Genomic DNA, 13,331 nt, shown 5'->3' with positions numbered 1-13,331 from the left:
GACTCACCCTCCTGTACGCACTATTGACGCGCAAGGGTCGCAATATGCGAACATCAACCGCTGGTGGCGCTACCTCGGTAGACCGAGGACGCGCTGGGCGACGATGTTGCGCTGGATCTGCTGGGTGCCGCCGAAGATGGACTGGCCCCGCGACCAGAAGTAGGAGTCGAGCCAGGCGTCATCCTCGATCAGGGCCGAGGCACCCCGCACATCCATGATCACATGGTTGAGCACCTGGTCGGTCTCGGTCATGAGGAGCTTGTCGAGGGAGCCCTCGGAGCCGGGCAGGGAACCGTCGAGCCGGCCCGACATCGTCCGGGCGACCTGGAGCCGCAGGGCCTCCAGGGTCACCCAGGCGCGGGCGACCGCGCGGCGGCCGGTCTCGTCGGTCCGGACCCGCCCCGCGCGGATGTCGGCCTCCAGCAGGGTGAGCGAGCGCATGATCCGCGCGACCCAGCCGACGTCGCCGGGCCCGCGCTCGTAGCCCAGCAGGGCCATGGCGATCTGCCAGCCCTGCCCGGGCCGACCGAGCACGTTCACCGCCGGCACCTCGGCGCCGTCGAAGAACACCTCGGCGAACTCCCGGGTGCCGCCTGCGGTGACGATCGGCCGGCACTCGATGCCCGGCGTGTCCAGCGGGACGAGCAGCATGGACAGTCCGCGGTGGGCGGGCTGGTCCGGTTCGGTGCGGCACAGCAGCAGGCACCACTGCGACCAGACGGCGTCACTCGTCCAGATCTTGTGGCCGTGGATGCGGTAGACCTCCGCACCGCTGCCGCTGCCGCTCGCGTCGGCGTCGCCATCGCCATCGCCATCGCTGCTGGCACTGCGGACGAGGCTTGCCCGGGTGCGGACGGAGGCGAGGTCGCTGCCGGCCTCGGGCTCGCTGAAGCCCTGGCACCAGCGGGTCGTGCAGGCGAGCATGCCGGGCAGGTGCTCGGCGCGTTGCTCCGGCGTCCCGAACAGCCGGATCGCGTTGGTGATGTGGTGGATGGCGGGCGGCTGCGGGTAACCACTGCGACCGAGCTCGTCGTTGAAGATCGCGTCGAAGGTCGGGGGCAGGCCCCGGCCGCCGTACTCGGTGGGGAAGGTCAGCCCTATGTAGCCGGCGCCAGCGAGGGCGCGATGCCACTGGCCGAGCGCCTCGATGCGGGCATCCGGGTCGGCGGGCAGCGGTGCGGGCGGGTGGGCGGCGAGCCAGGCCCGCAGCTCGGCGCGGAAGGCGGCCTCATGGGCGTCGTCGGCGAAGTCCATCAGTGGTTTCCTGCCGGGGCGAGGGGGGTGTGGTCCGCGGCCGTGGGTGGCCCGTCCGGGAGCGGTCGGGAGCCCCCCGAAACCGACCTCGTCACGTCCGGGGCCGTCGCGGCCGGGAGCGTCGAGCCTGGCATCGGCGCGTCTGACGTCGGCGCGTCCGACACCGGCGCGTCCGGGGCCAGGCGGGTGTCGGCGATGGCGGCGTACTGGGCCGTCTCGTCGCCAAGGACGGCACGGGACAGCAGGATGCGGCGCAGCCGGACGTGGGCCAGGTGCTCGTGGGTCAGGCCGATGCCGCCGAGCAGCTGGATCGCGGTCTCCCCCACCTCACGGGCGGCGCTGGCGCAGTACGCCTTCGCCTGGCGGGCCGCGAGCAGGGCGTCGGCGGCGGGCAACGCGCCCGCGGCCCAGGCCGCGTGCCAGGTCGAACTGCGCGCCCCCTCGACGAGCATGGCCGCCTGGGCGGCCAGGTGCTGGACGGCCTGGAACGACCCGATGGGCACCCCGAACTGCCGGCGCACGCCGACATGGGCGACGGCGTCGTCCAGCGCCGTCTGCATGACACCCAGCAGATCCGCCGCGAGCACCGCGAGGATCACCGCCTCGGCCCGGGCGAGCGCCTCCGCGCTCAGGATCCCACCAAGATCGCCGACCTCGACCTCGACCCCAGCCCCAGCCCCAATGCCGGTGCCACTATCGAGAGCGACCGACTGGGCGTCCGAAGCCCCGTGGGGACCCGGCTCGCCGGCGGAAGCAGCGGCGGCGGACACCTGGCGCAGCGATCGGGTCAGATCGGCGGCGGGAGCTGGGCCCGCGAGCGCGACCACCCGCAGCCGGCCGGCGTCGAGCACGAGACCGGCATCGGCGCCCTGCGCGTCGAAGGCGATCCCGCGCTCGCCATGCTGGGCGAGGCCGCCGAGATCCGGCCGCAGGACCGGGGCGAGCCGCAGCGATCCCGAGGCGACCGCGTCCAGCACGTCACGGGCACCGGCGGCGGCCAGCAACGTCGGTGCCCAGAGCGCGGTGCCGACATAGGGCAGCCCGACGAGCGAGCCGGCCAGCCGCTCGGCGACCAGCGCCGCGTCCATGACACTGCCGCCGCCGTCCGGCTGCGCATGCGGGGCGATCAGCCCGGCTTCGGCCAGCGCGGCCCAGCCAGCCGGGTCCGCGGCGGCGCGGGCGTCGGGTGTCAGCGCTGCCACCCCGGACGGCGCGAGGTCGGCGGCTAAGTGGCCCGCGAGGTCCCGCAGCATCCGCTGCTCGTCTGTCAGTCGAGCGTCCATGTCCACCATCCTCGCCGCCCACCGCCGCAGGCGCACGAATCAGCCCGACGCCGGCGATGTGCCCAGCGTGGCCGGGGTGCCCGGAACGGCCGGCATGCCCAGCGCGACCAGAGCGGCCGACGCGTCCAGGACGTCAAGGACGGCCGGGACGGCCAGGACGGCCAGAGCGGCCGACGCGTCCGATCAGGTGATCAACAGGCCGCCGTCGACGGGGAGCAGCACGCCGGTGATGTAGGCGGCCGCGTCACTGGACAGGAACACCGCCGCGGCCGCCAGTTCCTCGGGGTCACCCGGGCGCCCGGCCGGGACTCTCGCCGCCAGCTGTCGTTCCAGATATCCGGGCTGGTAGCCCTCGGTCATCTCGCTGGGAAAGAAACCGGGCGCGAGCGCGTTGACCCGGATCCCCTTACGCCCGGTCCATTGCTGGGCCAGGTCCCGGGTCAGGCCGATGATCGCGGCCTTGCTCGCGCTGTAGGCGGCCTGCGGCAGACCGGCGGTCGTGGATCCCAGTACCGAGCCGATGTTGAGGATGCTGCTGCCCGGACGCATGACCCGGCCGGCGGCCTGCGCCATCCAGTAGGAGCCCATCAGGTTCACGTCGACGACGTGCCGGAACTGGGCGGGATCCTCCCGGGTCGCCGGGTACGCGCTGGCGACCCCGGCGTTGTTGACCAGGACGTCGAGCGCCCCGAACGTCTCCACGGCGGCGGCGACCACCCGGTCGCAGTCCTCGACCACGGTGACATCGGCCGTCACCGACAGGCACCTGCCGCCCGCCTCCTCGACCAGCCGGGCCGTCTCGGCGAGCCGCTCGGCCCGGCGCGCGCAGATCACCACGTCGGCTCCGGCGGCGGCGAACCCGGCTGCCAGGGCGACCCCGAGCCCGGACGAGGCCCCCGTGATGATCGCCGTCTTCCCCGCCAGGCTGAACCGTTCGAGCATGGCTGTCCTCCAGACGATCGACGAGACCATGACCACGTCGTGGCGGAGCCGGCGGTCACGGCTGGCGGGGCAGGCGCAACGCGGCGGACTGGCCGGCGGTGGCGAGCAGCCGCCCGCCGGAATCGAACAGCCGCGCCTGGAGCTGCGTGACACCGCGCACGAACGCCTCCACCCGGGTCTCGAGCAGCACCCAGCCATCCGACGGTTCGGTCGGCAGATCCCGCGCGATCCGGATGCTGTTGTCCAGGCTCGCGACGTGGGCCGGCTGGCCGAGGGTCACGGTCGCCGCAATCGGCGCGAAGTCCGCGAGCACCGCGAGCGACGCCGCGGTGTGCGGCTGTGGCTCACCCGACCGTAGCCGCAGCCAGATCGCCGCGTGACCGTCCCGCACGCCCTCGACGGGACCCCGCTGCCCCGGCTGTCCCCGCGACGGCAGCGCCCAGTGCTGCTCGACCCGGGCGAGCATCCCACCCGCGGCCGCCCGCCCACGCCTCTGGGAGCCCGACGCCGACGTGTCATCCGGGAAGATGATGCCGGCGGGCGGCGCCACCATCCGCCATGCGTCGTCCCCGTCCCCGTCCACGTCCCCGTCCACGTCGCTGGCCGCGACACCCGCGACACCCGCGACGGCTGCGGCGGAGTCACCGAGCGGGCCATCACCCCCGCCCCCGAAGGTGCCGACGGCGAGCACCGCCAGCCGATCGCCCACGGACCCCCGGATGACCGCCTGGGACATCCCGCGCCCCCGCCGGCCCGGCTCGACGGTCAGCTCCAGCAGTTCACCGGACCGCACCGGGCCGACGTACTGGATGGTCATCCACAGCGCCGGCCGTTCCAGCACACACTCACCGAAGGCGAGGGTCGCCGCGAGCCCCGCGCCGCCCCACAGCGTCCCGCTGAGGTTGAGCAACGGCTCGTCGATCGCGAGCAGACCCCGACCGGCGGCGTCCACCCGCAGCCCGAGCAGGTCGGGCTCCACCCACCGCGTCGCGGCGGGGTCGGCCACGGCCAGGTCATGCGTGCCGGTCAGCTCGACCACCTCGATCCGCGCGCTGCCGGCTCGAGACCGCGCCCCTGGGCTCGTCGCTCGGGCTCGCGCCGGCTCCTCCACTCGTGCATGCGCACTCTCCCTGGTCCTGTGCCTGTTGTCGTCCCGGCGCCGGGAGGACGTTGATCCGGGTGGTGCCCACGGCGGCATCCGGTTCGCCCGCACCGATCAGGTCGGCACGATCAGCATGCGTCGCTTGCCGTACAGGTCCCCCAGCGCCCGAACACCGGATTGGCCACCGCGGCCGAGAGCAGGGTGGCCGTGAGCACCCAGGAGGCGCCCGTGGCATCGGTGTTCAACAGGCGTGGCAGCCGGGGCAGCAGCGGAACCATCAGCGTCTGCATCATCGAGACGACGACGACGCCGACGGCGGCCAGCACCGCGATGATCGCTGTCGTCCGCGCCGGGCGGGCCGGCGCGGCGGTACTACTGGGAGCGCCGTCCTCCGCGGAGACCATGGCTACTCCCCACTATTATTAGATAGTGAGCTAATCATTATCAAAGGCCTGCCGCGGGGTCCATCCGAAGCCGGACGACCGTCGGTCCGGGCTTACGGCTGGGACGAGATCCGCTCCCCCCACCAGTGGACGGCGTCCCCGGCGGCGACGGTGTCGGGATGGCTCGGGCCGGCGGTCCGGCGCCGAGCGTCGAGGACCGCCTCGCCCACGTCGCGGGCTTGGCGGTAACGGCCGAGCCGGCCCAGATAGACGGCCAGGTTGTAGGCGCAGAGAAGAGTGTCGGGATGCTCGGCGCCAAGGATGCGGCGGCGTCGGGAGAGGGTGTCGTCCGCGAGTTCCCGCGCGGCCTCGTGGTCACCCTCGGCGCTGCGCCGGGTGGCCAGGTTGTAGGCCGCGGTGAGCGTCGCCGGATGATCGGCGCCGAGGGTGCGGCGGCGTCGGCGCAGGGTGTCCTCACCGAGCTCCCGGGCGGCACCGAGTTCGCCCAGGGCGCCGAGGAGAACGCCGAGGTTGGTGCCGGTGTCGAGGGTGTCGGGATGGTCGGGGCCCAACACCCGACGACGGCGCGTGAGCGTGTCCTCGTACAGGTCGCGGGCGCCCGAGGACTCGCCGAGCTCGGCGAGGTCGACGGCCAGGTTGTGCGCCGAGGTCAGCGTGTCGGGATGATCGACGCCCAGCACGCGCCGACGCCGGGCGAGGATGTCCTCGTCGAGGTCACGGGCGGCCCGCGGGTCACCGACGGCGCTGAGGTGGACGGCCAGGTCGTTGCCCGCGGCCAGGGTGTCGGGATGGTCGGGGCCCAGGCCGCGCACCAGATGCCCATACTCGCCCCAGGCCGTGCCGCCGCCGACGGTCGCGGCCGTGGCGCCGGTGACGGTCACGGTCGTGGCACGGGCGGTCAGGGCATCCTCGCTCGTGGCACGGGCGGTCAGGGCATCCTCGCTGAGGCGGCGGACCTCGTCGTCGAGGTGCAGGGGCAGGCCGGCTCGGGTGAGCCAGCCGGCGCCGTGCACCCGCGACGCCGCACCGGCGAGGTCTCGGGCGAAGGCACGGGCATCCGGATGCCGAGCCTCGGGCTCCCGTTCCAGGGCACGCAGCACCACCCGGGACAGGGGTGGCGCGACACCGTCCATGGGAGGGATGGGCTCGTTGAGCTGACGGTGCCACAGCAGATGCAGCGGCTGGCGCGGGTCGAACGGCGGGCGGCCGGTCAACAACTGGTAGAGCACGGTGCCCAGGGCGTAGAGATCAGTGGCCGGGCCCAGGCGACCGCCCTCGATCTGCTCGGGTGCCATGGACGCCGGGGTGCCGGCGACCTTGCTGGCGGTCGTCGCGGATCCCTCGAACAGCTTCGCGATGCCGAAGTCGCCGACCTTCGCCGTCCCGTCCGAGGCGAACAGGATGTTGTCGGCCTTGACATCGCGGTGGAGCACGCCGCGATCGTGGGCGTGGCCGAGCGCCGCGGCGACGGACAGGCCCACCACGCACACCTGCTCCGGCGTGAGCGTGCCGCGGCGGCGGGTCAGCGTGCCGCCGGCGAGCAGCTCCATCACGACCAGGCACAGGTCGTCGGCTTCGACGTAGTCGTAGACCCGGACCACGTGCGGGTGGTCGAGGCCACCGAGCAGCCGCGCCTCGGCGCCGAAGTCGATGCGTTCGCCGCCGGCCGTTCGCGCCGGCATCACCTTGATCGCCGCCGGTCGGCGCATCTGACGATGCCTCGCGCGCAGGACCAGGCCAAACGCGCCCGAGCCCAGCTCCTCGCCGAGGACGTAATGCGGCACCGCCTCGGCCACCCGCACCCGGTCAACAATCATCGATCACACACCCACACGGCCCGCCCGTCCCGCCCGGCTCCAGGACCCGACAGGCCACATGACCATGGTGCGCACGCGCGATACCAGCACCTGTCAGCGGAGCGACAGAAACAGCGCTATGTCGACAGTTCGGCTACTATGAGCGCTGTTTCTTTCGCCGAGGGACCGGCGGAAGAAAGGAGACCGCGTATCCGCACCTCCTGGATTCGCTCTGCCTGGATCCGCACAGCCGGAGGTCGCGTACATGGGCCTGTTGCACGAGGGGCAGATCATCCGGGATACCTATCGCGTGGAACGCCTGTTAGGCACCGGTGCCTTCGCGGAGGTCTATCGGGTGGCGCACCGCTATCTGGGCCGGCAGGCCATGAAGGTGTTCCGCCAGACGGACATGTCCGCCGAGCAGGTGCGGGACGCGCTCGGCGAAGCCCTGCTGCTGACCAGCATGGGGCATCCAAACGTCATCAGGGTTTTCGAGGCGAACACCCTGGACACTCCGGGCGGCACCTACGCCTACTTCACCATGGAGTACGTCGCGGGCGGTACCGTGCGCAGTTTCTGGTCGTCCCACGGCGACGCGCTCGTGCCGATCCCGACCGCGGTGGAGATCATACGGCAGGCCGCGTCCGGCCTCGCGGTCGCCCACGGGGCATCGCCGCCGATTGTGCACCGCGACATCACCCCATACAACATTCTTGTCGGCTATAAGGGCGCTGACCTGCAGGTTCGGGTGAGCGATTTCGGTCTGGCCAAGAAGGTCAGCGCACTGACCCTGTTGGCGAGCTCGCAGGGCACCGTCGCCTTCATGGCACCAGAAACGCTGCTGCACCCGCATCTCGCCTCGGTGCCGGGCGACGTCTGGTCCCTGGGCGCGGTGTTCTATCAGCTGCTGACCGACCAGCTTCCCTACCCGCGCCGCGCCACCGGAGATCCGGTTCAGGCCGCCTGGAACACCGGCACGCTCGTCCCGCCCAGTGTCCTGCGCTACGAGGTCGACGCGGCGCTGGACGAGATCGTCGGGCGTGCCCTGTCGTATGACGCGGCCAGGCGTTACCCGTCCGCCACCGAGCTGCTCGCCGACCTCACGCGATGGCGGCCACGACAGGCATCCTCCGGGCAGCGGGCAGGGCCGCCGGAGCCAGTGCCGGCCGGTGAGGTCCTGGCGGGCAAGAGCTCTCGGGCGCGACACCGGGAGGTGCGAACATGACGACGGCATCACCGGAGACGAACCTGCTGGACCGGGTGACCGCGCGGATCTACCAGCAGAACGCCTTCCGGGTGACCGGACTACCCCCCACGGCAACCGGGCGCGAGATCCGGCGGACGTCCGACATGTTGGCCGCCGTAGAGAAGATCGGCGGGCACCTGCCGGCGCCGAAGCTCCTGCCGTTGACCCCGCCCGCCACCGCCGACGCCGTCCGGGCCGCCCTGGACCGGCTGGGCGATCCCCGGCAGCGTCTGGTCGACGAGTTCTTCTGGCTCTGGCCGGTGGAGGCGGGCGCCGCGGCGGACGAGGCTCTCACCGCCGTCGCCGCTGGTGACCTGGCGGGCGCCGTCCGACACTGGACCGACCTGGCCGCGGCGGGCGACGCGCACAGCGAGGGGGACATCGCCGCCGCCATCCACAACCTGGCGCTCCTCCCCCATCTGGAGGCTCTCGACGCCGAGGCCGCCCGGCCGCGGGCGGCTCCGGGCACCGCCGCGGTGGAACCGGACTGGGCCTCGATCTACTCCCACTGGGCGCGGGTGGTGCGGGACGAGCGGGTCTGGGTGCGGCTGGCGGAGCGCATCACGCGGGCCGCCGATGCCCGCCTCGACCGGCGGCTCGCGAACGCGATCCGGTCCGCGTTACCCGCGGCACTGCTGACGATCGGCGCCGAGCTGGTCGTCTCCGCCCTGTCGGCGGGCGAGACCGACCGGGCTGGGCGGCATCTGACGGCGATGCGCGCCTCGCGCCTTGGCCGCGTCGTGGACCCCGACGGCACCGTGAACGCCGACGCCGCCGTGGCCGCCGAGGGCGGCGGCACCGTGGCTGCCGGCAGCGCCGCGCATGCGGACGACGCCGAGACGGACGTCGCGCTCGCCGTCGCCCTGCGCCGGGCGGGGCAGCCCTGGGCCGATCAGGTCGCCCGGCTGTGCGAGGAGGCCGAACGCCTCGCCCAGGCCGCCCGTACCAGTGGCCTCGACCAGGCCGAACGGGTCCTCACCGAGTCGACCGGGCCGTTGGGGCTGGTCGACCAGCTACTCGCCGCGGACGACCCGACCCGGGTCCGCGTCCATGACCAGGTCGCTCTCGCCGCGCTGCGCTGCCTTCTGATCTTCGACGGAACCCGGTCCCGGCTGGACGTCGAGGACAGCGAGGGCGTGCGGAACCATCTGCGCATGGCGGCGGCGCTCACCTGGGCCGAACGGGTCGCCGGGTCCCCTGCCATCCGGGACCGGCTGACGGAGAACGCGACGATCCTGCAGGACGCCTCGCTGTACGTCACCTGCTGGGTGTGTCATCGCAACCCGGCCGTCGCGAGCTCCGCGTCCAAGATCTGGCTGCATCGTGACGTCGTCCGCGAGTACTCCGGCGTGCGATGGAAGAAGCAGCAGGTCTCCGTGCCCCGCTGCAAGTCCTGCGAGGGCCGGGAGACGTCCCAGGGCTGTTCCCTGATGCTGCGCATCGCGCTGTATTTCACGGTCGCGATCAGCATCCCGACGATCCTGTTCTCCGGCGGGGGCGGTTTCATCTTCCTGGCCGTCGTGGCCGCGATCGTCGCGGTCGGCGTCGACGCATCGGTGTTCGGCGGTGCCGCGACCCGCCGGCACCAGGCCCACCTGCGTTCCTTCCCCCCGCTGGTGGAGATGCGCCAAGAGGGCTGGCAGTTCGGCGAGCGACCACCCGGAGTGACCAGTGGTTGACGTGCTGCGCCAGTGGCGCCATCCCCGCGAGTTCCGCATCGCCCGGCCGTCCATCCCGGACGCGTGGGCGACGCTGCTGGCGCAGGCCGGTGAAATCGCACCGGAGCCGACACCTCAGCCGACAGCGGACAGGCACACGGCACCCCTCGCCGGTCAAGGACAGGGGCAGCCGGAACCGGACGCGCAGACACGGCCCGACACGCAGACAGGGCCCGATGCGAGAGCAGAGCCCGATGCGCCGCCGGCCCTGGCGCATCCGGCGGTGGCGGAGCTTGCGACCGGGCTATGGCGGCTACGCCGGCGCTTCGCCGACCCGACTGCCGCCGCCGGGCCCGCGACCGCCGCCGGAACGTCCGGGCGGCCCGGCTCGGCGACGCCCATCAGCACGGGGGCGGCCACGGGCGCGGCAGACGGGGCGGGCACGGCGGACAACCGCCGGCTGCGGCGCCAACTTGACTCGCTGTGGAGCACGCTGACCGCGGCCGGCGTCGACGTACAGGATCACGACCACGCGCGCTACGACTCCGGCCTCGACCTGGCGGTACTCGAGTTCCAGCAGACGAGCGGGCTCACCGGCGAGACCGTCCTGGAGACCCTGCGCCCCAGCGTCTACCTGCACGGGCGGCGGGTGCAGACCGGCGAGGTCGTCGTCGGCGTCCCCGTGGGGCCGCACGACGTCCACCGCCCAGGGCAGGGCGGCGAGCAGCCCGACGGCGAGCGACGCGACGCCGTCCCCGACATCGGCGGCGAGCGCTGAGAAGGACGCCCGGACCATCCCGACCGTGGCGTGACACCGAGGGCGGCGTCAAAGGAGGAACGATGGCGCGATCGACGATGGATTTCGGCATCGACCTGGGCACGACCAACAGCGCCATCGCGGTGCTGGACGGTACCGAGGCCCGCGTCATCAAGAACGCCTTCCAGCACGACACGACGCCCTCGGCCGTGTACGCGGACCGCAGCGGTCGGATCCATGTCGGCGAACGGGCCCGGGAGCGGGTCGAGTCCGATCCGGCGAACGCGACCGCCGAGTTCAAGCTCCGCATGGGGCTGCGCGACCAGGACACGACCTTCGCCAACAGCGGGCTGCGCCTGAGCCCCGAGGAACTGTCCGCGCATGTGCTGCGGGCGTTGAAGGCCAACGTCACCCGGGCGCTCGGCGAGGACATCGGCGCCGCGGTCATCACCGTCCCGGCGGCGTTCGAGCTGAACCAGACCGACGCGACCCGGCGGGCCGCCGAGGCCGCCGGGCTCAGCCTCGCGCCGTTGTTGCAGGAGCCGACGGCGGCGGCACTGGCCTACAGCTTCCAGCGGGACGAGGACAACGTCTACCGGCTGGTCTTCGATCTGGGCGGCGGCACGTTCGACGCGTCGATCGTCCACATCCGCGACGGCGAGTTCGACATCGTCAACCATCGCGGGGACAACTTCCTCGGCGGCAAGCTCATCGACTGGGCGATCGTCGAACAGCTGCTGATTCCCGCGCTGCTACGTGAGCACGCGCTGCCCGGCTTCGGCCGGGGCGAACCGGCGTGGGCGCAGGCGATCGCGAAGCTCAAGGCGGCGGCGGAGAACGCCAAGATCGAACTGTCGTCGACCGAGTCGGCGCTGATCGACATCAGCGAGCCACCGCTGTGCACCGACGACCAGGGCCGCCCGGTGGAATTCGTCCACGAGTTGACCCGCGCGGACGTGGAACGGCTGACCGAGCCGTTCGTGACCCGGGCGGTCAACATCTGCCAGGCGGCGCTCAAGGAGAGCCAGCTCGAACCGAGGAAGATCGACCGGGTGCTGCTAGTGGGCGGTCCCACCCTCACGCCGTTCCTGCGCCGGCGGCTCGCGGACGGGCTCGGCATCGAGCTGGACGTCAGCCAGGACCCGATGACCGTCGTGGCCCGCGGCGCGGCGATCTTCGCCGGAACCCAGCGGCTGCCCGTCGGGCCGGTGCTCGCCGACGTCCACTACACCGTCGATCTCGAGTACAAACCGATCGGCTCCGACCCGGAACCGGTGGTCGCCGGAGTGGTGCGGGGCCCGGCCGGGACGAGCCTTGAGGGTCACACCGTCGAGTTCGTCAACTCCGAGTCACGGCCGCCGTGGCGCAGCGGGCAGCTCGTCCTGCCGGCGGGGGGCCAGTTCCTGACGACGCTGTTCGCCGAGCCGGAACGGCGCAACACCTACGAGATCGTCCTCGCGAGCCCCACCGGCAGCCGGAAGAAGATCCAGCCGGCCGAGCTGACCTACACCGTCGGTGTGGTCGCCCCGGCCGCGACGCTCACCCATTCGATCGGGGTGGCGCTCGCCGGCAACGAGGTCTGCTGGCTGCTGACCAAGGGCACCCGTATTCCCGAGCGGTCCCGGGAGATCCTGCGCAGCACGGTGCGGCTGACCCGCGGCCAGTCCGGCGGGCTGCTGCGCATCCCGATCCTCGAGGGCGCCTATGGCAGGGCCGACCGCAACCGCCAGGTCGGCGCGCTGGAGATCCTCGCCGACCAGGTCGCCCGGGACGTCCCGCGCAACAGCGAGATCGAGGTGGAGATCTCCATCGACGCCTCCCGGCTGGTCACCACCCGGGCGTACGTGCCGATCCTCGACGAGGAGTTCGAGACCGTCCACGACCTGACCACCGAGAGCGCCCCGGACCCCGTGCGACTGCGTCAGGCGCTTGACGCCGAGCAACAGCGCCTCGAGGCCCTGCGGGAGGACGCGCGGCGCACTGGTGAGCCGGCCGCGCTCGACATCCTCGCCGAACTGGACGGCGAGCGGGTCATCGACCAGCTCGAGAACGACGTCTCCTCCACCGAGCACGGCGACACCGACGCGGCGAGCACCGCCGGCCAGCGGATGCTGGCGCTGCGCGGCCGGCTCGACGACATCGAGGCCGCGCTCGAGTGGCCGGCACTGGTCGAACGGGCCCACCGGGTGCTGCATGACGCCCCCGGGATCCTCGAGGCGTACGGCGAGGAGCGGGACCGGCGCCGCCACGACCTGCTCGCCGCCGACGTCCGCCGGGCCCTGGACAGTCGCGACGCCGCCCACCTGGGCACCCTCGTCGACGAGCTCACCGGTCTGCTCGCCTCGATCGTCGACCGCAGCACCGGCGCGGTCGCGATGGCCCGCTTCTCCCAGCTGGTCGAGCGCCGTGCCGAGCTGCGCGACCAGGAGCTGGCGGCCCGGCTGATCACCGAGGGGCAACGCGCGATCGACCGCCACGACGTCGAGGGGCTTCGCAGGGTGATCCCGCAACTTCTCGACCTCCTCCCGACCACCGCCGGCCCGACCGGTCCGAAGGACGACAGCAGTGTCTACAAGCCCCGCTGACGGTGTGGGTCTGGTGAACGAGGTCGTTCTCGGCCAGGCCGCGACGCTCGCCCGCCGCGGCCGGTACTCCGATGCGGTGCGCCTGCTCGCCGATCTGACCGACGGTCGTGCGCCGACCGGCGCCGAGCATGACCTGCTCGCCCGCATCCACGCCCAGCAGGGCCGCTACGACGACGCCGAACGGCACTGGCGCGCGGTGATCGAGGGCGGGGGCCCCACCGACGAGGCCGCGGCCGGACTACACCGGCTCGCCCGAGTGCGCGCCCGGCGCGACGCCGGCACGCGGGTGCGCGCGGGCGGGGCG

General features: G+C 72.8%; 10 protein-coding genes and 1 pseudogene. 5 read left to right on the top strand and 6 right to left on the bottom strand.

Annotated elements, in window-relative coordinates:
- Nucleotides 1-69 precede the first annotated feature (69 nt).
- The 6 genes and pseudogenes from MXD95_RS26410 to MXD95_RS26385 all read right to left on the bottom strand — a co-directional run bounded on the left by MXD95_RS26410 (nt 70) and on the right by MXD95_RS26385 (nt 6,802).
- Nucleotides 70-1,254 carry an acyl-CoA dehydrogenase family protein gene (locus MXD95_RS26410; protein WP_250643449.1) on the bottom strand — a complete coding sequence of 395 codons (1,185 nt, stop codon included), beginning with the start codon at nt 1,252-1,254 and terminating at the stop codon, nt 70-72.
- The gene (locus MXD95_RS26405; protein ID WP_250643448.1) at nt 1,254-2,537 is read right to left on the bottom strand and encodes an acyl-CoA dehydrogenase family protein; all 1,284 of its coding nucleotides are present in this window, start codon (nt 2,535-2,537) and stop codon (nt 1,254-1,256) included. The genes MXD95_RS26410 and MXD95_RS26405 overlap by 1 nt, the downstream gene beginning before the upstream one ends.
- Before the next feature lie 183 nt (nt 2,538-2,720).
- A complete protein-coding gene (locus tag MXD95_RS26400) occupies nt 2,721-3,479 on the bottom strand; it encodes an SDR family NAD(P)-dependent oxidoreductase (RefSeq protein WP_250643447.1) in 759 nt (252 codons plus the stop codon).
- 55 nt (nt 3,480-3,534) lie between these two features.
- Nucleotides 3,535-4,518, bottom strand: coding sequence for a thioesterase family protein (locus MXD95_RS26395; RefSeq protein ID WP_250643446.1), 984 nt, complete (start codon nt 4,516-4,518; stop codon nt 3,535-3,537).
- A gap of 186 nt (nt 4,519-4,704) precedes the next feature.
- A pseudogene (locus tag MXD95_RS26390) lies at nt 4,705-4,985 on the bottom strand (MFS transporter); the annotation flags it as partial.
- Nucleotides 4,986-5,077: 92 nt separating this feature from the next.
- Nucleotides 5,078-6,802, bottom strand: a complete 1,725-nt coding sequence (locus tag MXD95_RS26385; RefSeq protein ID WP_250643445.1) for a serine/threonine-protein kinase — start codon at nt 6,800-6,802, stop codon at nt 5,078-5,080.
- A gap of 244 nt (nt 6,803-7,046) precedes the next feature.
- Here MXD95_RS26385 and MXD95_RS26380 point away from each other — a divergent pair, with 244 nt between their 5' ends.
- The 5 genes from MXD95_RS26380 to MXD95_RS26360 form a co-directional block, all read left to right on the top strand.
- Nucleotides 7,047-8,006, top strand: a complete 960-nt coding sequence (locus MXD95_RS26380; protein ID WP_250643444.1) for a serine/threonine-protein kinase — start codon at nt 7,047-7,049, stop codon at nt 8,004-8,006.
- The gene (locus tag MXD95_RS26375; protein ID WP_250643443.1) at nt 8,003-9,706 is read left to right on the top strand and encodes a hypothetical protein; all 1,704 of its coding nucleotides are present in this window, start codon (nt 8,003-8,005) and stop codon (nt 9,704-9,706) included. The genes MXD95_RS26380 and MXD95_RS26375 overlap by 4 nt, the downstream gene beginning before the upstream one ends.
- The gene (locus MXD95_RS26370; protein ID WP_250643442.1) at nt 9,699-10,463 is read left to right on the top strand and encodes a hypothetical protein; all 765 of its coding nucleotides are present in this window, start codon (nt 9,699-9,701) and stop codon (nt 10,461-10,463) included. Before MXD95_RS26375 ends, MXD95_RS26370 begins: the two co-directional genes overlap by 8 nt.
- A 62-nt stretch (nt 10,464-10,525) precedes the next feature.
- A complete protein-coding gene (locus MXD95_RS26365; RefSeq protein ID WP_250643441.1) occupies nt 10,526-13,027 on the top strand; it encodes an Hsp70 family protein in 2,502 nt (833 codons plus the stop codon).
- Between the two features lie 13 nt (nt 13,028-13,040).
- Nucleotides 13,041-13,331, top strand: a 291-nt coding sequence (locus tag MXD95_RS26360) for a tetratricopeptide repeat protein (RefSeq protein WP_250643440.1), incomplete at its 3' end; no start/stop codon positions are given.

The organism is Frankia sp. AiPa1 (assembly GCF_023243075.1).
GTDB lineage: Bacteria > Actinomycetota > Actinomycetes > Frankiales > Frankiaceae > Frankia.
This window is presented reverse-complemented; position numbering and strand designations above follow the sequence as displayed.

Excerpts from the sequence above, each read along its gene's own strand:
- MXD95_RS26410 (WP_250643449.1), bottom strand. The coding sequence starts at position 1,254 with ATGGACTTCGCCGACGACGCCCATGAGGCCGCCTTCCGCGCCGAGCTG.
- MXD95_RS26405 (WP_250643448.1), bottom strand. The coding sequence starts at position 2,537 with ATGGACGCTCGACTGACAGACGAGCAGCGGATGCTGCGGGACCTCGCG.
- MXD95_RS26400 (WP_250643447.1), bottom strand. The coding sequence starts at position 3,479 with ATGCTCGAACGGTTCAGCCTGGCGGGGAAGACGGCGATCATCACGGGG.
- MXD95_RS26385 (WP_250643445.1), bottom strand. The coding sequence starts at position 6,802 with ATGATTGTTGACCGGGTGCGGGTGGCCGAGGCGGTGCCGCATTACGTC.
- MXD95_RS26380 (WP_250643444.1), top strand. The coding sequence starts at position 7,047 with ATGGGCCTGTTGCACGAGGGGCAGATCATCCGGGATACCTATCGCGTG.
- MXD95_RS26375 (WP_250643443.1), top strand. The coding sequence starts at position 8,003 with ATGACGACGGCATCACCGGAGACGAACCTGCTGGACCGGGTGACCGCG.
- MXD95_RS26365 (WP_250643441.1), top strand. The coding sequence starts at position 10,526 with ATGGCGCGATCGACGATGGATTTCGGCATCGACCTGGGCACGACCAAC.